General features: G+C 74.4%; 16 protein-coding genes. 5 read left to right on the top strand and 11 right to left on the bottom strand.

All coding sequences use genetic code 11. The features are described 5' to 3' along the window. A complete protein-coding gene (locus ACFQ11_RS29865; protein ID WP_378304686.1) occupies positions 1 to 1,266 on the bottom strand; it encodes an activator-dependent family glycosyltransferase in 1,266 nt (421 codons plus the stop codon). A 399-nt stretch (positions 1,267 to 1,665) separates the two neighbouring features. On the opposite strand from ACFQ11_RS29865, the gene ACFQ11_RS29860 reads away from it, so the two are divergent. Then, on the top strand, positions 1,666 to 2,067 hold the full coding sequence (locus tag ACFQ11_RS29860; protein WP_378304684.1) for a S1 domain-containing protein: 402 nt from the start codon (positions 1,666 to 1,668) through the stop codon (positions 2,065 to 2,067). A gap of 26 nt (positions 2,068 to 2,093) precedes the next feature. Here the strand turns inward: ACFQ11_RS29860 and ACFQ11_RS29855 are convergent, their stop codons facing one another. The 4 genes from ACFQ11_RS29855 to ACFQ11_RS29840 all read right to left on the bottom strand — a co-directional run bounded on the left by ACFQ11_RS29855 (position 2,094) and on the right by ACFQ11_RS29840 (position 8,311). Then, complete coding sequence (locus tag ACFQ11_RS29855; RefSeq protein ID WP_378304682.1) at positions 2,094 to 5,036, bottom strand: helix-turn-helix transcriptional regulator; 2,943 nt, start codon at positions 5,034 to 5,036, stop codon at positions 2,094 to 2,096. Between the two features lie 520 nt (positions 5,037 to 5,556). After that, positions 5,557 to 6,432 carry a glucose-1-phosphate thymidylyltransferase RfbA gene (gene rfbA, locus ACFQ11_RS29850; RefSeq protein WP_378304680.1) on the bottom strand — a complete coding sequence of 292 codons (876 nt, stop codon included), beginning with the start codon at positions 6,430 to 6,432 and terminating at the stop codon, positions 5,557 to 5,559. A gap of 29 nt (positions 6,433 to 6,461) precedes the next feature. Next, the gene (locus ACFQ11_RS29845) at positions 6,462 to 6,734 is read right to left on the bottom strand and encodes an acyl-CoA carboxylase epsilon subunit (RefSeq protein WP_378304677.1); all 273 of its coding nucleotides are present in this window, start codon (positions 6,732 to 6,734) and stop codon (positions 6,462 to 6,464) included. Continuing rightward, a complete protein-coding gene (locus ACFQ11_RS29840; protein ID WP_378304675.1) occupies positions 6,731 to 8,311 on the bottom strand; it encodes an acyl-CoA carboxylase subunit beta in 1,581 nt (526 codons plus the stop codon). The genes ACFQ11_RS29845 and ACFQ11_RS29840 overlap by 4 nt, the downstream gene beginning before the upstream one ends. A gap of 182 nt (positions 8,312 to 8,493) precedes the next feature. On the opposite strand from ACFQ11_RS29840, the gene ACFQ11_RS29835 reads away from it, so the two are divergent. Beyond that, positions 8,494 to 9,243 (top strand): thioesterase II family protein, encoded by a 750-nt coding sequence (locus ACFQ11_RS29835; protein WP_378304673.1) that lies wholly within the window; start codon positions 8,494 to 8,496, stop codon positions 9,241 to 9,243. Between the two features lie 25 nt (positions 9,244 to 9,268). On the opposite strand, the gene ACFQ11_RS29830 is transcribed toward ACFQ11_RS29835, so the two are convergent. Then, positions 9,269 to 10,141 carry an alpha/beta fold hydrolase gene (locus ACFQ11_RS29830; RefSeq protein WP_378304671.1) on the bottom strand — a complete coding sequence of 291 codons (873 nt, stop codon included), beginning with the start codon at positions 10,139 to 10,141 and terminating at the stop codon, positions 9,269 to 9,271. A gap of 90 nt (positions 10,142 to 10,231) precedes the next feature. Between ACFQ11_RS29830 and ACFQ11_RS29825 the strand changes: the two genes are divergently transcribed. Then, positions 10,232 to 12,166: a BTAD domain-containing putative transcriptional regulator gene (locus ACFQ11_RS29825; protein WP_378304669.1), complete on the top strand. Its 1,935-nt coding sequence runs from the start codon at positions 10,232 to 10,234 to the stop codon at positions 12,164 to 12,166. Positions 12,167 to 12,178: 12 nt separating this feature from the next. Here the strand turns inward: ACFQ11_RS29825 and ACFQ11_RS29820 are convergent, their stop codons facing one another. Next, complete coding sequence (locus ACFQ11_RS29820) at positions 12,179 to 12,685, bottom strand: nuclear transport factor 2 family protein (protein WP_378304666.1); 507 nt, start codon at positions 12,683 to 12,685, stop codon at positions 12,179 to 12,181. 96 nt (positions 12,686 to 12,781) lie between these two features. Between ACFQ11_RS29820 and ACFQ11_RS29815 the strand changes: the two genes are divergently transcribed. Then, positions 12,782 to 13,222: an archease gene (locus ACFQ11_RS29815; protein WP_378304664.1), complete on the top strand. Its 441-nt coding sequence runs from the start codon at positions 12,782 to 12,784 to the stop codon at positions 13,220 to 13,222. A 93-nt stretch (positions 13,223 to 13,315) separates the two neighbouring features. Here the strand turns inward: ACFQ11_RS29815 and ACFQ11_RS29810 are convergent, their stop codons facing one another. From ACFQ11_RS29810 to lhgO, 3 genes are all read right to left on the bottom strand, one after another. Further along, positions 13,316 to 14,737: an RtcB family protein gene (locus tag ACFQ11_RS29810; RefSeq protein WP_378304662.1), complete on the bottom strand. Its 1,422-nt coding sequence runs from the start codon at positions 14,735 to 14,737 to the stop codon at positions 13,316 to 13,318. Further along, entirely contained in the window at positions 14,734 to 15,396 is a 663-nt protein-coding gene (locus ACFQ11_RS29805) for a dienelactone hydrolase family protein (RefSeq protein ID WP_378304660.1), read from the bottom strand. The genes ACFQ11_RS29810 and ACFQ11_RS29805 overlap by 4 nt, the downstream gene beginning before the upstream one ends. A 177-nt stretch (positions 15,397 to 15,573) precedes the next feature. Continuing rightward, positions 15,574 to 16,782, bottom strand: coding sequence for an L-2-hydroxyglutarate oxidase (gene lhgO / locus ACFQ11_RS29800; protein ID WP_378304658.1), 1,209 nt, complete (start codon positions 16,780 to 16,782; stop codon positions 15,574 to 15,576). Positions 16,783 to 16,989: 207 nt separating this feature from the next. Here lhgO and ACFQ11_RS29795 point away from each other — a divergent pair, with 207 nt between their 5' ends. Continuing rightward, positions 16,990 to 17,787 (top strand): class I SAM-dependent methyltransferase, encoded by a 798-nt coding sequence (locus ACFQ11_RS29795; protein WP_378304656.1) that lies wholly within the window; start codon positions 16,990 to 16,992, stop codon positions 17,785 to 17,787. Between the two features lie 31 nt (positions 17,788 to 17,818). On the opposite strand, the gene ACFQ11_RS29790 is transcribed toward ACFQ11_RS29795, so the two are convergent. Beyond that, entirely contained in the window at positions 17,819 to 18,361 is a 543-nt protein-coding gene (locus ACFQ11_RS29790) for a hypothetical protein (protein ID WP_378304654.1), read from the bottom strand. Positions 18,362 to 19,098 lie beyond the last annotated feature (737 nt).

The following is a 19,098-nucleotide window of genomic DNA, read 5'->3' as shown; positions in this document are numbered from 1 at the left end:
TCACCGGCGGCGCGCGGCCAGCGCCTCCAGCTCGGACACCGCCGCGGCCGGGCTCGGCGTCGCCAGCAGGTCGTCGCGGACGCGGCCGGCCCCCTCCCGGAACGCCGGATCGTCCAGGAGCTTCGCCAGCCGATCCTGCAGCGTCTCCGGGGAGAGCTCGTCCGGCGCGAGCGAGAGCGCCGCGTTCCGTTCCGCCAGCCGTTCCGCCATGATCGGCTCGCCCCAGATGTTGCCGGGGACGGCGAGTTGCGGGACGCCGTGCGTGATGGCCGTGCCCATCGTCCCGGCGCCGAGATGGTGGACGATCGCGGCGCAGCTCGGCAGCAGCGCGTCGAGCGGCACGAAGTCGACGAGTCGCACGTTGTCCGGCAGGTCGGTGTCGCCGCCGAGCTGCTCGGGGGTGAGCGTGGCGACGACCTCGACGTCCAGTTCGGCCGCCGCGCGCACCAGGTCCGCGACCGGGGTGCCGCTCAGTTCGACGCTGCGGCCGGTGACACCGAAGGTGAGGCACACGCGGCGCCGCGCGGGCGGCTCGCGCAGCCAGTCCGGCATGCTCGCCGGGCCGTTGTAGGGGACGTACCGCACCGGAAGCGTCGGCAGGTCGAGGGGGACGCGCATCCAGGACGGCAGCGGGTCGATGGTGAGCTGCCCGGTCACCGCCTCCTCGTCGAACCCGCCACCGAACGGCTCCAGCCGCGCGGCCAGCCAGTCCCCCATCGGGTCGTCGCCGGGGCCGCCGGGAGCGTCCGCGCCCAGCTCGTGGAACAGCGCGCGCATCCGCCCGAAGTGGTCGAGGCCGAACAGCATGCGGGCGTGCGCGGCGCCGGTGGCGCGGGCGACCACCGGGCCGACGTAGGTCAGCGCGTCCCAGATGACGAGGTCGGGCCGCCACCAGCGCGCGTACTCCACCAGGTCGTCCAGCATCCGCTGGTCGGCCTGGTATTCGGAGATGAAGGTCGAGTAGAGGCCGAGCGCGCCCCGGACGTAGTCGAGGGTGAGCTTCTCGGGCCTGGTCTCGGCGATGTCGAAGCCCATGCGGTAGGGGGTGCCGTCGTCGGGCAGGTCGTCGAGGGCCTTGGCGTCGGCGGCCCAGTCGATCTCGGTGCCGACGCTGACGGCCGGCAGCCCGGCCCGGACGATGTCGTCGTGGATGTTCGGGCGGCTGGCGACGCACACCTCGTGTCCGGCGCCGCGCAACGCCCAGGCGAGGGGAACCATGTTGTACATGTGAGTGCCGGCCGGAAAGGTCGTGAAAAGGACACGCACGGGTCACTCCAAGCCGTGAGGCGTTCGCGGGACGATGCGCGTCCGACGCTACGGCCGGAGGGTCGGACGCCCCACCCCTAGCGGCCCCTTACGCCCCCTTACGCGCGCGCGGTGCGGGTCCCGGTGCGGTGGCCCGGATCCGGCCGACCCTCCATGTACAGATGTATAAGACGTTGGTATAGTTACAGAGTGTCCCGTGGTCGAAGACTCACATCGACGGTCCCGGCGCCCGCCCACCGGGCGGGCCGCACTCCCCGCAACCCGGCGACGGCCTCGCCGCCCCATGACAAGGAGGACCGGCGTGGCGCTCCCATGGACGGTGCCGCCCCTCCCACCCGCCCGACGGCCTCCCCGCCCGACGCCACCGGCCGTCCACCGCACGGCGGCGGAGGTGCCGGCGTGATGCCGTCGGGACGGATTCTTCGATTCGACGGCATCCGGGGCCGGGGCCTCATCGCCCCGGAGGAGGGCGGCGCCCCGCTCCCGCTGCGCGCGGAGGACCTGCGGCACGAGAAGTACCACTTCGCGCCCGGCACCCGTGTCCACTACGAGCTGGTGCACGACGGCGACCGGCCGCGGGCCTCGAACGTCACCCTCGCCGACGCCGAGGCGACCCTCTACCTGCTGCCGACCGATCCCGAGCGCGCCCCGGACCAGGGCGTGATGTCACGCGCCGAGTTCCTGACCGAGGTGACCGAGCTGATCATCACGTCCGCGCCCACGCTCAACGCCGAACAGATCGTCGAACTGCGCGCGCGCCTCACCCGGTTCGCGCAGGCGCGCCGCTGGGTCGGGCCTTGAGACGGCCGGACGGCGGGCCCGGACGCTCAGGCCGTGTCGTCGGTGAGCTCCATCGGCACCCGGGCCGGCAGCTCCGACCGCTTGTTGATCTCGAGCTTGCGGTACACGCGCGTCAGGTGCTGCTCCACGGTGCTCTCGGTGACGTACAGCTTGCGGGCGATCTCCCGGTTGGTCATGCCGCGCGCCGCGTGCGTCGCGACCCGGCGTTCGGCACCGCTGAGTTTCTCCAGACCGGCGGCGCCCGCCTCCTCCGCGGGCGCCATGTCCGGCAGCAGCCGCTCGTACAGCGCGTCCGCACCGCACGCCTCGGCGAGCTGCAGGGTGTGCCGCGCCATCATGCGCGCCCGGCCGACCTCGCCGATCGCGCTCCGGGCACGGCCGAGATCGGCGTAGGTCAGCGCCAGCTCGTACCGGGCGCCGCAGTCCTGGAACGCCTCGGCCGCCTTCCCCAGCAGCGCCAGCCGCTCCTTCATCGCGGTGGTGGTGTGGGCCAGCACCCGCCAGGAGATCCCGCGGATCCGCTTCTCGCCCGGCCCGGTCAGCGCGAGCTGCTCCCGGACGAGCTCCCGGGCGCCGTCCACCCGGGAGATCCGCAGGTAGACCTGGGCCAGGTCGCTGCGCCAGGGCACGATGGACGGCCGGTCCAGGCCCCACTCGGCGGCCAGCCAGCCCGCCGCCTGGAAGTCGCTCAGCGCCGCGTGGAACCGGTCGGTCGCCAGGAAGTGCGTGCCGCGCGCGTGCAGGAGCTGCAGCCAGAAACGGGTCCGCCGGGCGCCGTCCGGTATCTCCTGCCTGAGCAGGCGGCGCACCTCGGCCTCGTCGCCGCGCCCGGTGCCGGCGAGGATCAGCTTCGACAGCGGCGAGACGATCGCGACTCCCCAGCCCTGGGCGGGCAGCGCGTCCAGGGCGGCGCGGGCGTGCCGCTCGACCGCGGCCAGGTCGCCCCGGTGCCAGGCGATCTCCGCCTCCACGTCGAGCAGGACCGCCCGCCAGGTGACGTCGGCCTCCTCCAGCAGGAGCCGGCACCAGAACCTGGCGCGGTCGATGCGTCCCGCCCGCAGGAGCTGGTGCATCGCGTAGATCACGACGTCGGGCGCCGCGTCGTTCACCTGGCAGCTCTGCAGGGTGAGCTCCGCGCCGTCGACCGCCTCCCCCTCCGCGGCGCGCGTCCGGGCCGGGCGGCGCCCGCCCCCCGCGGCCGCGGTCTGCACCGCGCCGCCGTGGTTCGCGCCGCCGTTCACACCGCCGCCGTTCGCGTCGCCGTTCACGCCGCCGTTCGCGGCGCTCCCGGCTCTCCCCCGGTCGCGGGCGTGTCCGCCGCCGGCGACCGCGACCCGCCCGACGGCCGCCGCCTCCGCCGGGCGTCCGGCGGCCTCACGGAACGTTCCGTTCCGGGCGGCGGGAACGTGCGCGCCGCCCGGCTCCGGCCCGACGGGCGGACCGGCCGCGTCCGGCTCCGCGGCGCGCAGGCGCGCGGCGATCTCCGGATGCCAGCCGCGCAGCCACTCGATCGTCATCCACCGTTCCATGGCGTCCGAGGGGTCCGCCGGGTCGGTGAGGCGGGCCAGCACGGCCGCGGCGTCCGCGGACCGCCCGAACCAGGCCAGCGACCTGACCAGCAGCAGCGACTCCCGCGTCCCGAGATGGCCGCCCGCGTCGGCGGCCAGCAGCGCGTCCAGGCGGTGCGCCACGGCGGCGGCCCGGACCCGCCACTGGGTCCGGACGAGGGCCGCCGTCAGCGACGCGGCCTTCGCCTCGGGGAGCCGCGCCTGCAGCGCCAGCTCCAGGCAGTCGATCGCCCGCCGGGTGTTGTCCCGGGCGATCTCCTGCCGGGCGCCGTTCTCCAGTATCGGCACCGAATGCGTCTCCGGCGCGGATCCGGCGGCCACCAGGTGCGCGGACGTCTCGACGTCCGGGGCGTCGTCCTCGCGCAGCACGTCGGCGACGGCCCGGTGCAGCGCGCCGCCCTCCTCGGCCGACAGGTCCTCCAGGACCGCGGCGAGCGCCCGCGGGTGCCGGAAGCCGTGCCCCTCCATCAGGCCGTCGCGTTCCAGCCGCTCCAGTGCCGCGGTGACCGCGGCGGCCTCCAGGTCCAGAACCCGCGCGATCCGGTTCCGTTCCGCGGAAGCGCCCAGCACGGCGGCGGCGCGGGCGGTGCGCAGGGCGGTCTCGTCGCAGCGCTGGAGGCAGGTCTGCATCGCGTGGGCGAACGCGCCGGCGACGGCCGGGGCCGACCTGCGTCCCCGGGACCGGGCGGACTCGGCGCGGTGGTCCTCCACGAGCGCGGTGACCAGCAGCGGGTTGCCGCCGCTGAGCCGGTACACCGCCTCCGCCAGCTCGTCGTCCGGCGGCGCCGGCAGCCGGGCGGCGAGCCACCCGGCCACCTCCCCGGCGGTGAGCGGGCGCAGTTCGATCCCCCGGAAGTACGGCCTGCGGGCCAGCTCCACTTGGAGTTCCCGCTTGTCGCGGTCGACCGGCACCCGCTGGTTCAGCACGATCAGCACCCGCGCGGCCCCGATGCGCCGATGCAGCGACAGGAGCGTCTGCAAGGACTCGGCGTCCGCCAGGTGGACGTCGTCCACGGCGATCACCAGCGGCCGGCTCCGGGCCAGGCCCAGGAGCACCGAGCACGCCTTCTGCATCAGCCGCACCGGCGAACCGCCGTTCGCACCGGTCGCGGCGGCGTCCACCCAGCAGTCGACGTCGGCCGCATGCTCCGCGGGCAGTTCGGCGCTGTAGAAGAGCTGCCCGATCACCCCCATCCGGACACCGTGCTCGGCGGCCGAGCCGACCGCGCTGAGCAGCAGCGCCCCCGAGCGCATGACATGCTCGGCGAATCGGTAAAGGAGCTCTGTTTTCCCGACCGCCACGCCCCCGCTGACCAGGACCACTCGCCCCTGGCCGCGGCTGCTTTCCTCGTAGATCGTTTTCAGTTCATCTAGAATTACGTCGCGTTCAAAAGTTCCCATGATCCCCGTGAACAGTCGCGACCACACAACCTCGAGAGCGAGAGTACCCGACTCATATACATATGTCTAGATAGGAATATACATCTGTCTACATGCCCCAAAGTCGATGGCGGGCATGCCGGATCGCCCCTGGTGGGCGCCGCATTGGACGTACCGTCCATATAGCGCGCCGACATGTCGACCGGATGAGCGCTAAATTACGCGCGAGTAGGAGAATCGGCCGATCGGCGCCGGAGCCCGATCGCTCCTGCCAGGCACCCGGCCCGTGAACCGCCGCGGCCACCGGCCCGCCGCGGCGGGCGAACAGCCGGAAACCGAACGATGTCACACAATGGCAAAACGCGCGACGCGATCGTTTCGGCCCTCCCCTTTTTACCGGAACACGGTGAGGGACCGAAAAGCGCCCATACCCCGGTCGGCGGGGGGCGACGCCCCCAGGGCCCGCTCCCGCCAAATCAGATGACGGCTACAAACGGGACATTACGGCCCACGCTTGCAGGCACCGAGCGTCAGGAGGCCGTTACCGCAACGACCCTTCGGTGAGGTCCATAACGTATCGGCCGTACTGCGAGTTGCCCATCGCCGCGCCAAGGCGATAACACGCGTCGCCGTCGATGAACCCCATCCGGAGCGCGACCTCCTCGATGCAGGCCACCTTCAGGCCCTGCCGTTCCTCGAGCATCCGCACGTACAACCCCGCCTGCAGCAACGACTCGGGGGTGCCGGTGTCGAGCCAGGCGAATCCCCGGCCGAGGTCCACGACACGCGCGCGGCCGCGTTCCATGTAGACCCTGTTGACGTCGGTGATCTCCAGCTCGCCGCGCGCCGACGGCCGGACGTTCTTGGCGATGTCCACCACCTCGCCGTCGTAGAAGTACAGGCCCGTGACCGCGCGGTTCGCGCGCGGCACGGCCGGTTTCTCCTCCAGCGAGACCAGCCTGCCCCGCTCGTCCACCTCGGCGACGCCGTGCCGCTCCGGGTCCGGGACCCGGTAACCGAACAGCACGCATCCCTGGACGTCCCGGGCGTTCTCCCGGAGGACCCGCTGAAGTTCGGCCCCGTGGAAGATGTTGTCGCCGAGCACCAGCGCCACCGGCCCCGCGCCGATGTGCTCCGCCCCGATGACGAGCGCCTCGGCGATGCCGGCCGGCCGCTCCTGCACCGCGTAGCCGATGGCGATGCCGAGCTGCGACCCGTCGCCCAGCAGCCGGCGGAAGTGCGGGACGTCGTGGGGCGTGGAGATCAGCAGGATGTCCCGCACTCCGGCGAGCATGAGCACGGCGAGCGGGTAGTAGATCATCGGCTTGTCGCCGACGGGCAGGAGCTGTTTGGAGACCGGGAGGGTCATCGGGTGCAACCGCGTGCCCGAACCGCCGGCCAGGATGACGCCCTTCATGCGCATTCCCCAAGTCGTGTCGTTCGCGTTCACCACTGCGCGCCGCGCGGCGGCGCCGCCGACGTCCAGGAGCGGGACGGGCGGTGCCGCGGGGCCGCGCCGGGCGAGGCCGTCCGCCAGTTCGCCGCGCGGCCGGCGCGCCGCTCCGGCACGGCGTCCGCCCGGCCGCGCAGGACCTTCAGCAGCACGACGGTGAGCGCGGCGATGTGTTCGGGGTCCGGTTCGCCGCGCACGATCCGCACCAGGGGCGGTCCGGCCGCCGTCCCGCCGGCCGCCTCCGCCGGGGGCGTCGGGGAGGTCACGTCGGCGGGTTGCCGTGCTTGCGGGACGGCAGGCTCGCGTGCTTCGCGCGCAGCGTCGCGAACGCGTCGATCAGGACCGCCCGCGTGTCCGCGGGATCGATGACGTCGTCCACCAGACCGCGCTCGGCGGCGTAGTAGGGATGCATCAGTTCCTGCCGGTACTCCTTGACACGCCGCGCCCGGACCTCGTCCGGGTCGTCCGCCGCCGCGATCTCCCGGCGGAACACCACCTCCGCCGCGCCCTCGGCGCCCATGACCGCGATCTCGTTGGCCGGCCAGGCGAACGACAGGTCGGCGCCGATCGAGCGCGAGTCCATCACGATGTAGGCGCCGCCGTACGCCTTCCGCAGGATGAGCTGGACGCGCGGCACCGTGGCGTTGCAGTACGCGTACAGCAGCTTGGCACCGTGCCGGATGATCCCGTCGTGCTCCTGGTCCCGGCCCGGCAGGAACCCCGGCACGTCGACGAGCGTGGCGAGCGGGATGCTGAACGCGTCGCACATCTGGACGAACCGGGCGCCCTTCTCGGACGCTCGGATGTCCAGGACCCCCGCCAGATGGGACGGCTGGTTCGCCACGATCCCGACGACCTCGCCGCCGAGCCGGGCGAGCGCGCACACCAGGTTCGGCGCCCATCCGGCGTGCACCTCGAAGCAGTCGCCGTCGTCCACGATCTCGGCGATCACCTCGCGCACGTCGTAGGCGCGGCTCGGCTCGGACGGGACCAGCCGCGCCAGCGCGTCCGTGCGGCGGTCCACCGGATCGGCGGGCGCGACGGCGGGCGGCAGCTCGCGGTTGTTGGAGGGCAGCAGCGACAGCAGGTAGCGCACCTCCGCCAGGCATTCCGCCTCGTCGTCGCAGACCGCCATCGCCGCTCCGGAGGCGCCGCCGTGCACGTCGGCGCCGCCGAGCTCCTCATGGGTGATCTCCTCGCCCGTGACCGACCGGACGACGTCCGGCCCCGTGACGTACATCTGGGAGGTGCCGCGGACCATGAAGGTGAAGTCGGTCAGCGCGGGCGAGTAGGCCGCGCCTCCCGCGCACGGCCCGAGAATGACGCTGATCTGCGGGATCACCCCGGACGCCCGCACGTTGCGGCGGAAGATGCCGCCGTAGCCGGCGAGGGCGGTGACGCCCTCCTGGATCCGGGCCCCGGCGCCGTCGCTCAGGCCGATCAGCGGCGCCCCGGCGGCCTCGGCGAGGTCCATCAGCTTGTGGATCTTCTCCGCGTGCGCCTCGCCCAGCGAGCCGCCGAAGATCCGGAAGTCGTGCGCGTAGACGAAGACCTTCCGGCCGTCGATCTCGCCCCACCCCGTCACCACGCCGTCGGTGTAGGGGCGCCGGTTCTCCAGCCCGAATCCCTGCGCCCGGTGCCGCCGGAGTCCTTCGATCTCCCGGAAGGTGCCCGGATCGAACAGCGCGTCCAGGCGTTCGCGCACGGTGAGCTTCCCCTTGTCGTGCTGGGCCCGGGTCGCGCGCGGCGACGGCCCGTCCACCGCCTCCCGTTTGGCCGCGTGCAGTTCCGCGACCCCGGACGATGGCTCGACCGTGTCGACCGCTTCTGCGGATGGCGCCATGCCGCACCCCATGCGCTAGGTTGATCATCCGGCTCCCAGTGTCGCCGCGTGCACGGCGGCATGGCCAGCGGCCCGGGCCCCTAACTCGCGCCGGACCGGTCTAGGGGTGCGCTAGGGGTTGGGCCGCCCGCGAAGTCGTCGCGACAATCACGGTCGGACCAGCGGCCCTTCGGGAGGTGCCCATGCCGAATCCGGTCGGCGACCTGTGGATACGGCGGTTCCATCCGTCGGCCGGCGCGACCGCGCGCCTCGTCTGCTTTCCGCACGCGGGAGGGGCCGCGAGCTTCTTCCGCCCGGTGTCGGCGGCGCTCGCCCCCGACGTCGAGGTGCTCGCGCTGCAGTATCCGGGGCGCCAGGACCGCCGGGCGGAGACGCCCGTCCGTGATCTCCACCGGCTCGCCGACGAGACGTACGCGGCGCTGCGCCCCCACCTCGGCGACCGGCCCGCGTTCTTCGGCCACAGCATGGGCGCCGCGCTCGCCTACGAGGTGGCGCTCCGGGCGGAGCGGGACGGGCTCGGCCCCCGCGTGCTGGTGGCGTCCGGCCGGCGCGCCCCGTCCCGCCACCGGACCGAGGACGTGCACCGGCGGGACGACGACGGGATCATCGCCGAGATCCGGGGGCTGAACGGCACCGAGAGCCGGGTGCTGGACGAGGAGGAGATCCTCCGCGCGGCCCTGCCCGCGCTGCGCGCCGACTACCACGCGATCGAGACCTACCGGACGTCGGGGACGGCGACGCTGAGCTGCCCGGTCGCGGTGTTCGTCGGCGACGCGGACCCCCAGGTCACGCCGGACGAGGCCCGCGCCTGGCGGGAGCACACGTCCGGCGCGCTGGAACTGCACACCTTCCGGGGCGGTCACTTCTACCTGACCGCCCGCCCGGCCGAGACGATCGACCGCCTCGTGAAGGTGCTCCACGCCCACGGCTGACGGCGCCGGGCCCCGCCCCCGCGCGTCAGCGGGCGAGGAGGTCGCGGAGGGTCCCGGCGACCTCGGTGGGGGCCTCTTCGGCCATGAAGTGGCCCCACGGGACGGTCGCGTGGACCAGGTCGGACGCCCACGGGCGCCAGATGCCCTCGGCGTCGTAGCCGAGGGCGGCGCCCCAGTCCTGCTGGAGGACGGTGACGGGCATCGCGAGGCGGTTGCCGGCGTCCCGGTCGGCCTGGTCGTGGGCGATGTCGATGTTCGCGGACGCGCGGTAGTCGGCGACGATCGAGGGGATCGCGGCGCGGCAGGCGGCCAGGTAGGCGGCGCGGACGTCGGCGGGGATCGCGTCCGGGGAACCGGCCCACATATCGAGGAAGCGGCCGAAGAACGCGTCGGGGGCGCCCGCGATCAGCTGCTCGGGGAGGCCGGGCGGCTGCGCCATCAGGTAGAGGTGGAAGCCGACGGCGGCGCTGACGCCGTGCAGCGCCTCCCACATGTCGAGGGTGGGCAGGACGTCCAGGATCGCGAGGTTGGTGACGGTCCCGGGGTGGTCGAGGCCCGCGCGGAACGCGACGAGGGCGCCGCGGTCGTGGCCGGCGAGCGCGAACCGGTCGTGGCCGAGGGCGCGGGCGACCGCGACCGTGTCGGCGGCCATGGTGCGCTTGGAGTAGGTGTCGGGGGACGTCTCCTCGGGCTTGTCGCTGTCGCCGTAGCCGCGCAGGTCGGGGATGATGACCGTGTGGTCGGCGGCGAGGTCGGCGGCGACGTGCCGCCACATCAGGTGCGTCTGCGGGAAGCCGTGCAGGAGGACGATCGGGGTGCCGGTGCCCGCGACGGCGGTGTTGAGGCGGACGCCGTCGGCGACGGCGATCCGGTGGTAGTCGAAACCTTCGATCTTCACGGGTGAGCTCCTTCGTTCGGTGTGCCTCCAGGTTGGGCGGCGCGAATGAGCGATCGATGAGCACGGGCGGCCGGTGAACGGGGCCGGCCGATGAGCGGCTATAACCGAGGGGTGCGGTTCGGAGTGCTGGGGCCCGTCGCGGCCTGGGACGACGCGGGGAACGCGGTGGGGCTGCGGGGGCCGCGGCACCGGGCGGTGCTGGCGCGGCTGATCGTGGCGCGGCGGCGCGTGGTGCCGGTCGGGGTGCTGGTCGACGACCTGTGGGACGATCCGCCGCCGGACGCGGTGGGCGCCGTCCGGACGTTCGTGGCGGCGCTGCGGCGGGCGCTGGAGCCGGACCGCCCGCCGCGGGCGCCCGCGCGGCTGCTGGTCACGGAGGGTCCCGGTTACGCGCTGCGGACGGACGACGTGGACGCGTGGCGGCTGGAGCGGATGGTGGCCGAGGCGTCGGCGTCGCCCCCCGGGGAGCGGCTCGCGGCGCTGGACGAGGCGCTCGGGCTGTGGCGCGGCCCCGCGTACGCCGATTTCGCGGACGAGGACTGGGCGCGGGCGGAGCGGGGCCGGCTGACGGAGCTGCGGCTGCACGCGGTCGAGCGGCGGGCCGAGACTCTGCTGGAGACGGGGCGCGCGGCGGAGGCGGTGCCCGATCTGGACGCGCACGCGGCCGCGCATCCGTGGCGGGAGGACGCCTGGCGGCTGCTGGCGCTGGCGCTCTACCGGACGGGACGGCAGGGCGACGCCCTCGGGGTGCTGCGGCGGGCGCGGGGCCTGCTGGTCGAGCAGCTCGGCATCGATCCCGGCCCCGGTCTGCGCGGCCTGGAGGAGGACATCCTCCGGCAGGAGGACCGGCTGGACCCGGCGGGCGCCGCGGAGCGGGTGTGGGCGGAGGCGGCGGCCGCCTACGACCGGACGGTCACGGCGCGGGCGCGGCTGGAGTCCACGGTGGGGCTGCTGCGGGACCTGGCGGTGACCGGCGGGGACGGGCTGCTCGCCGCGCGGCGGCACCGGGTGGACGCGGTCCGCGCGGCGGAGGAGCTGGGCGATCCCGAACTGACCGCGCGGGTGATCGGCCTCTACGACGTCCCGGCGATCTGGACGCGCGTGGACGACCCGGGGCAGGCCGCGCAGGTCGTCGCGGCCGCCGAGCGGACGCTGGCGGCGCTGCCGGACGGGCGGGACGCGACGCGGGCGCGGCTGCTGGCGACGGTCGCCCTCGAGCGGCGGGGCGACCGCGGCGGGCGGGGCGCGCGGGCGGCGCGGGAGGCGGCGGCGATCGCGCGGCGGCTGGACGACCCGGCCCTGCTGTGCTTCGCCCTCAACGCGGTGTTCATGCAGACGTTCCAGCGGTCCGGCCTCGCGCCGGAGCGGGACGGCATCGGGGCGGAGCTCGTCGCGCTGGCCGCGCGGCACGGGCTGGTGACCTACGAGGTGCTCGGGCACCTGATCCGCCTGCAGGCGCGCGCCGCGCTCGCCGACTTCGCGGGGGCGGACGGGCACGCCGAGGCCGCGGACCGGCTGGCCGAACGGCACGAGCGTCCGCTGGTGGAGGTGTTCACCCGCTGGTACGCGGCGCTGCGGGTCGCCGCGGGCGGGGCGCCTCCGGACGAGGCCGAGGCGGCCTACCGGGACGCGGCGGCGCTGCTGCCGGGCGCCGGGATGCCCGGGATGGCGGCGGGCCTGCCGGCGCTCGCGCTGCTGAGCGTGCGCGTCCTGCACGGCCTGCCCGCGCAGACCGACGTCTCCGGCTGGGGCCCGTACGAGCCGTGGGCGCGGCCGCTCGTCCTGCTGGCACGGGGACGGGACGCGGACGCGGCGGCCGCGCTGCGGCGGGTGCCGGAGCCGCCGCCCGACCTGATGCAGGAGGCGATGTGGTGCCTGGTGGTCCGGGCGGCGGCCGCGGTGGACGACCGGGCGGCGCTGGAGCGGGCCCGCGCGGCGCTCGCCCCGGCGGCCGGCGAGCTGGCGGGCGCGGGCAGCGGGCTGCTCACCCTGGGGCCGGTCGCCCGGTACCTCGACGGGCGATGAGCGTCCCGGCCGTCACGCGAAGGAACCCTCGAACGCGACGCCCTCGGGCAGCGGACGGGCGATGCGCCACAGGACCGTCACGTGCGACGACCGGATCAGCCACCGGCCGTCCTCGATCTCGTAGCGGTCGTCGTACTCGATCGCGCTGACGGCCTCGGTGCCCGCGACCCGGTCGACCTGCCGGAACCGGAGCGTCCACGCGCCCTTCGCGCGGCCGTCGCCGAGCAGCTCGATCACCGGGTGCATCGCGTGGTGCATGTCCAGGACGACGTACCGGCCGCCGCCGTCCCGGGCCAGCCCGACGTTCCGGAAGATCTCGGTGAGGGCGTCGCGGTCCTCGAACGAGCCGATGGGGCCGTAGTCCATGGTCGCGCCCGCGGCGACGAAGCAGTCCCGGAAGGCGTCGGCGTCCTTGTGGTCGCAGGCCCGCAGGTACCGGTACTTGAGCGCCTTGATCTCCTCGACGGCCTCGAGCGCGGCCACGCGCTCCTCGAGCGTCCGTGCGGCGGTGGTCTCCATCGCCCGGACGCTAGGCGGCGGTCGCGCCGGGCGGGATCGCCGTTCCCGCCCAGCGGGACGGGGTTTCGCGGGCGGGGGCGCGGGTAGGCGGTGCGGGTGGCTTCTGGCGGCCCGTCCGGGCGGGGGCACCGGGGCGTCCCGCACACCGCGGACCTGCGGATCGAGGCGTGGGCGCCGTCCCGCGAAGCCTGCATCGCCGAGGCGGTGACCGGGCTGGTCGAGGGCTTCGCCGACACCTCGGGCGTCCGCCGGCTGCGCACCGTCGAGCTGGACGTGCCGCCGGGCCCCGACGAGGACCTGCTGGTGTGGGTGCTCGACGAGGTGATCTTCCGGCTGGAGGTCGAGGGCGACATCGTGCTCGACGCCGGGTTCGTCCCGGCGGACGGCGGCGGCCTCACGGCCCGGCTGACGGTCGGGGACGTCGTCGAGGCGACGGCGGTCGGGGCGGTGCCCAAGGCGGTGTCGCTGCACGGCCTGCGGTTCGGCGCCGACCCGGACGCCGGCGGATGGTCCTGCGCCGTCACCGTCGACGTCTGACGCGGCGCGCCCGGCCTTTCACGACAGGCCTTTCACGACAGGCCTTTCACGACAGGCCTTTCACGACTGGCCTTTCACGACTGGCCTTCACGCCTAGCCTTTCACGACGCCCACGGGGACGAGACGGGCGACCTTCCGGCACAGGCCCGCGCCCTCGGCGGCCTCGACGACCGCCGACACGTCCTTGTAGGCGCCCGGGTGCTCCTCGGCCAGCCCCCGCCACGACGAGGCCCGCACGGCGATGCCGTCGCGCTCCATCGCGGCCCGCAGGTTCTTCCCGTCGACGCCGCGGGCGGCCTGGTGGCGGCTCTGCGCGCGGCCCGCGCCGTGGCAGGTGGACGCGAACGCCGGGGCGCCCGCGACGCCGGTGAGCACGTAGGACGACGTGCCCATCGTCCCCGGGATCAGGACGGGCTGGCCCGCGTCCCGCAGGTCGCCGGGCAGGTCGGGATGGCCGGGCGGCAGGGCCCGCGTCGCGCCCTTGCGGTGCACGCACAGTCTGCGGCGGCGGCCGGCCACGACGTGATCCTCGATCTTCGCGAGGTTGTGCGAGACGTCGTAGACGAGGTCGAGGCGGGCCCCGGCGGCGCGGCGGAACACCGCGCGGGCCGCCTCGGCGAGCAGCTGCCGGTTGGCGCGGCCGTAGTTGGCGGCGGCGGCCATCGCGCCGAGGTAGGCGCGCCCCTCAGGGGACTCGACGGGCGCGCAGGCGAGCTGCCGGTCGGGCACCTCGATGCCGTGCCCGGGCATCGCCCGCTCCATCTCCCGCACGTGGTCGGTGCAGATCTGGTGCCCGAGGCCGCGCGACCCGCAGTGGATCATGACGCAGATCTGGTCGCGGCGGATCCCGAACGCCGCCGCGACATCGGCGTCGTACACCTCGGCGACCCGCTGCACCTCCAGGAAGTGGTTGCCCGACCCGAGGCTGCCGACCTGCCGGGCGCCGCGCTCGACGGCCCGTTCGCTCACCCGCCCGGGGTCGGCGTCCGCGACCGCCCCCTCGTCCTCGCAGCGCAGCAGGTCGCGCTCGACGCCGTGCCCACGCTCGACCGCGTACCCGGAGCCGCCGGTGAGGATGCCGGTCAGCTCGTCCCGCCCGGGCAGGTGCCAGACCGCGCCCCGCCCCATTCCGCGCGGGATCGCCGGGTCGAGCCCGTCCATCACGTCCGCCAGGACGGGCGCGAGCGCGGCCGCGTCGATGTCGGCGGCCAGCAGCCGGACGCCGCAGGAGATGTCGAACCCGACGCCGCCGGGCGACACGACGCCGCCGTCGCGCGGGTCGGTGGCCGCGACGCCGCCGATGGCGAACCCGTACCCCCAGTGCACGTCCGGCATGGCGTAGGACGCGTCCACGATGCCCGGCAGCGTGGCGACGTCCGCGACCTGGCCGATCGCCCGGTCGGCGGCGTCCACCAGCTCCCGTGACGCGAACACGACGCCGGGCACCCGCATGGCGCCCGCGGGCTCGATCCGGAACCGGTACGGCGCCTCCTGCACCAGGTCCGCGGCGGTCATGCCGTCACGGGGTGCTTCAGGTAGTGGCCGAACCAGCGGACGGCCATGTCCGTGGCCTGTTCGAGGGTGCCGGGCTCCTCGAACAGGTGCGAGGCGCCGGGGACGATCTCCAGCCGGTGCGTCGCGCGGCGCATCCGGTCGGTGGCCCGGTCGTTCAGCCGCAGCACCTCCGGGTCGCGGGCCCCGACGATCAGCAGCACGGGCGTGTGGACCCGCTCCAGCGCCGTCCCGGCGAGGTCGGGACGGCCGCCGCGGGACACGACCGCGCCCACCTCCGCGGGGCGTTCGGCGGCCGCGGCGAGCGCGGCGGCGGCGCCGGTGCTCGCGCCGAACAGCCCGATCGGGGTCCCGGCGGTCCGCGGTTCGGCGGCGAGCCAGTCGACGGCGCCGACGAGCCGGCGGGTCAGCAGGTCGATGTCGAAGCGCAGCTCCCGCGTGGCGTCGTCCACCTCGCCCTCCTGCGCGGTGAGGAGGTCGATCAGCAGGGTGCCGATGCCCGCCCGGTTGAGGCCCGCGGCGACGGCCCGGTTGCGCGGGCTGTGCCGGGAGCTTCCGCTGCCGTGCGCGAAGAGCACCACGCCGCTCGGACGGTCCGGCAGGGCCAGATCACCCGGCAGCGCGGCGTCCTCGAGTCCGAGTGTCACGTTCGCGGTTTCCATAGCGCGGGGCTACCCCCGCGTTCCCCGCCCATTCAACCGCCCCGGCGGACGCGCCCGGGCGGGGCCGCCCGGTCCCCCCTCGCCGTCGCGGTCGGTCGCGGTTCCGGTCGCGTCCGGCGGCCTCCCGGCGACCCTCGTCGCGGCGCGCGGGACCTCCGCCGGCCGGATCTCCCGATCTCACGATGTCGCCGCGCCCTCGATGACGTCGAGGACGTGTTCGGCGATCGCCATCGACGAGGTCGCCGCGGGCGACGGCGCGTTCCGGACGGTCGTGACCGGGCCCAGCCGGTTGATGCGGAAGTCGTCCACCAGCGAGCCGTCGCGGTCCAGCGCCTGAGCGCGCACCCCCGCGCCCGCGCGCACGACGTCGCGGGCGCCGATCTCCGGGACGTAACGCCGCGCGGCCCGCATGTAGGCGCGCTTCGAGAACGACCCGTACATTTCGCGGGCGCCGGTGCGCCAGTGCCGGGCCGCCATCCGCCACGTCCCCGGCCAGCCCGCGATGCCGCGCAGGTCCCGCGGCGAGACCGCCGAGCGCCGGTAGCCCTCGCGGGCCAGGGCGAGGACGGCGTTGGGGCCGACCTCGACGTCACCCGAGACGCGCTTGGTGAAGTGCACGCCGAGGAACGGATACCGGGGGTCGGGCACCGGGTAGATCAGGCCCCGCACCATGTGCGCCTTCTCCGGGACGATCGTCATGTACTCGCCCCGGAACGGGACGATCCGGGGCTCGGGCCCGTCACCGACCAGGGCGGAGACGGCGTCGGCGTGGACGCCCGCGCAGACGATCAGCTCGTCGACCCGCTCGGTGCGGTCGCCGGACGCGACCTCCAGCCCGCCGCCCGCCCGCCCGGTCGCACCGGTGACGGGGAAGGACGTGCGGATCTCGCCGCCCGCGGCGACGATCTCGTCCGCGAAGGACCGCGCGATCAGCGCGTAGTCCGTGATCGCGGTGTGCGGCGAGTACAGGGCGGCCAGGCCGGTGCCGTGCGGTTCGATGTCCTTGATCTCCGCCGGCCCGACGCGCCGCATCCCCGGCACGGCGTTCACGCCCGCGCGCCGCTCGAGTTCGTCGAGGCGCGCGACGTCCTCGCCGGTGACCGCGACGACGAGCTTGCCGCACTCGTCGTACGGCAGGCCCTTCTCCGCGCAGTAGTCGCGGATCATGCCCCGGCCCCGGGCGCACAGTTCGGCCTTGAGGCTGCCGGGCGCGTAGTAGATGCCGGCGTGCACGACGCCGGAGTTGTGCGCCGTCTGGTGGACGGCCACCCGGTCTTCCTTCTCCATGACGACGACCCGCGTCCCGGGGCGCCGCCGCGTGATCTCCCGGCCGATCGCGAGCCCGATGATGCCCGCTCCGACGATGCCGGTGACCTGATCGGCCATGCGCGTCCTCCGTTCGTTCACGGTCCATTCTGGGGGCGGACCCCGTCGGCCCCGTGAACCGGTCGCGACGCCCCGGCACGTCGCGTCGTCCGGCCGGTCGCCGGGCGCGCGGGCGGGAGGACCTTTGCCGGGCGGCGGCGCGGTCCTGGGTTTAGCCCGTGGCCCCTCGGGTCAAACTTCCCGAAACCACCACCGAGGACGGGGCCGATGACCGATCCGCTGCCGCCGACGCGCCGCAACCGCGCGAGCCTGACCTACAAGCTGCGGTACGCCGCGCGGAACCCGGACAAGGTCAGGGGCTATCTGTCCCGGATGTCGCGGGACCTGAAGCTGCGCGCGGTCAGCCGGAACCACGTCGCGTACTACCGGGCGGTGATGAAGTCCGACGCCGCGCGGAACCCGGAGGCCGCCGTCGGGAGCCGCAGCCACGAACGCTGGCTCGCGCTCGGCCGGATGCAGTTCGACTACCTGCACGAGCACGGCCTCAAGCCGGACGACCGGATGCTGGAGATCGGCTGCGGCAACCTGCGCGCCGGCTGGCGGTTCATCGACTTCCTCGACGCCGGCAACTACTACGGGATCGACATCTCGCCCGACATCCTGCTCGCCGCGCAGAAGACGCTCGTCCGGCACGGCCTGCGCGACAAGATGCCGTACCTCGCCCTCGTCGACGATCTGAAGCTGGAGTTCCTGCCGTCCGGGCGGTTCACGGTCGTCCACGCGCACAGCGTCTTCAGCCATTCCCCGCTCGACGTCATCGACGAGTGCCTCGCGAACGTCGGCCGCGTCCTCGCGCCCGGCGGCTTCTTCGACTTCACCTTCGACCGCACCGAGGGCGCCGAGCACCACGTGCTGCGGGAGGACTTCTACTACCGCACCGAAACACTGACGCGGCTCGCGGAGCGCCACGGCTTCACCGCCCGGTTCATGGAGGACTGGGAGGAGCTCCCGCACGGCCAGTCCAAGATCCGCGTGACCCGGCCGGAGTCCCGGCCGGAGTCCTGACGATGCGGCCGCGGCGCCCGCGATCATCCGGTCAGCAGCCGGCGGAGGTCAGCCGGATCCGCCACACCGGGTCCCAGTTCACGCCGTTGCGCAGGACACCCGCCGGAACGCAGCCGATCTGGCCGCCGCCGCTGTTGTCGTACCGCGCCGCCGCGCCGCCGGTCTGGTGGTTGTAGAGGACGCCCCGGCCGCCCCAGTAGCTCAGGCTGTAGGAGCCGTACCTGTAGAACTTGAAGACGTACGCCCCGCTGCCGTAGGGAACCCCGGCGCACGCGTACCCGCTCGGGCAGCTCGTGCTGCCGCCGGAGGGCACGAACACCCGGGTGACGGCCGGCGACGTGGACGGCACGGCGCGCGCCGTGAGGGCGGCCGCCCCGCCGGACACGTGCAGGGTCAGCGAGCCGTCGGACCCGGCCACGGCCGTCACCCTGGTCCCCGCGGGCGCGGCGGAGGGCGCCGCCGCGTGCGCCGGGACCGCCGCGGCCGCGGTGAGCGCGGCGGCGAGCCCGATGGTCGCGCCCGCCCTGTGCATTCCCGCCCGGGCGGGCCGGACGGTCTTTCGGGAGCCGTTCATCGATACCCCGAACCTCTCTGGTCTCGTGGCGCCCGTTCGCTCGGCGCCACCCCCGTGCATCCGTTCTCCGGATGCGATGAGCGATTCTTCCGGTGTCGCGCACATCTGTAAAGATATCCGTCATGGCCGTTCCGGAATAAAGTAATGGCGAACAAGTCAGCCGGAATCAGCGTCCGGAATCGATCGTCCAAGGGACACCGGAACTGCTCACAGGCGATCATTCACATCGCTTCCGACGCGTGGACGCCCACGGCGGCGGGGGGTCCGGAAAGACGGCGGGCGGACGGCCGGACCCGCCCCCCGACCCGCACCTCGGGCCGCCCCGCCGACCGCAGGCCATCGCCGGATGGCCGAATGCGGCCACTTCACGCGCCACTACGAGACGAATGAAATGAGTCGTCATGCCGCCCAGCGTGACGCGTCGCTCGACTCTCGCATTGCCTGACATGTGGCCATATAAAGTGACATTGCAACCGGTCCGCCCGGCCGGTAAAGCGGAATGGCGAAGTCATGAACGTCCACCCGCCACCCCGCCCGGAGACGCCGTGCGGTAATCAAGGCAAGCGCATTCTCTACGGCCGAGCGGGTCGCCGTTTCCGCCTTCACCGCTTCGCGTGGGCCGAGCAGACCGGCGGGGTGGACGCCTTGCGCGGTGGCGCCGGGGGGCCGCGCGGACGGCAGCCGGCGTCGTCCTCGACCGGCGCGGCGGGCGCGGGCGGCGCCGCCGGTGCCCGCCG

Origin of the sequence: Actinomadura sediminis (assembly GCF_042675525.1) — a bacterium.
In the GTDB taxonomy this organism is placed as follows: domain Bacteria; phylum Actinomycetota; class Actinomycetes; order Streptosporangiales; family Streptosporangiaceae; genus Spirillospora; species Spirillospora sediminis.
The sequence above is the reverse complement of the archived record's forward strand: the minus strand, read 5'-3'. Positions and strand labels throughout refer to the sequence as shown.

Excerpts from the sequence above, each read along its gene's own strand:
- ACFQ11_RS29855 (WP_378304682.1), bottom strand. The coding sequence starts at position 5,036 with ATGGGAACTTTTGAACGCGACGTAATTCTAGATGAACTGAAAACGATC.
- rfbA (WP_378304680.1), bottom strand. The coding sequence starts at position 6,432 with ATGAAGGGCGTCATCCTGGCCGGCGGTTCGGGCACGCGGTTGCACCCG.
- ACFQ11_RS29840 (WP_378304675.1), bottom strand. The coding sequence starts at position 8,311 with ATGGCGCCATCCGCAGAAGCGGTCGACACGGTCGAGCCATCGTCCGGG.
- ACFQ11_RS29835 (WP_378304673.1), top strand. The coding sequence starts at position 8,494 with ATGCCGAATCCGGTCGGCGACCTGTGGATACGGCGGTTCCATCCGTCG.
- ACFQ11_RS29825 (WP_378304669.1), top strand. The coding sequence starts at position 10,232 with ATGAGCGGCTATAACCGAGGGGTGCGGTTCGGAGTGCTGGGGCCCGTC.
- ACFQ11_RS29820 (WP_378304666.1), bottom strand. The coding sequence starts at position 12,685 with ATGGAGACCACCGCCGCACGGACGCTCGAGGAGCGCGTGGCCGCGCTC.
- ACFQ11_RS29810 (WP_378304662.1), bottom strand. The coding sequence starts at position 14,737 with ATGACCGCCGCGGACCTGGTGCAGGAGGCGCCGTACCGGTTCCGGATC.
- ACFQ11_RS29805 (WP_378304660.1), bottom strand. The coding sequence starts at position 15,396 with ATGGAAACCGCGAACGTGACACTCGGACTCGAGGACGCCGCGCTGCCG.
- lhgO (WP_378304658.1), bottom strand. The coding sequence starts at position 16,782 with ATGGCCGATCAGGTCACCGGCATCGTCGGAGCGGGCATCATCGGGCTC.
- ACFQ11_RS29795 (WP_378304656.1), top strand. The coding sequence starts at position 16,990 with ATGACCGATCCGCTGCCGCCGACGCGCCGCAACCGCGCGAGCCTGACC.
- ACFQ11_RS29790 (WP_378304654.1), bottom strand. The coding sequence starts at position 18,361 with ATGAACGGCTCCCGAAAGACCGTCCGGCCCGCCCGGGCGGGAATGCAC.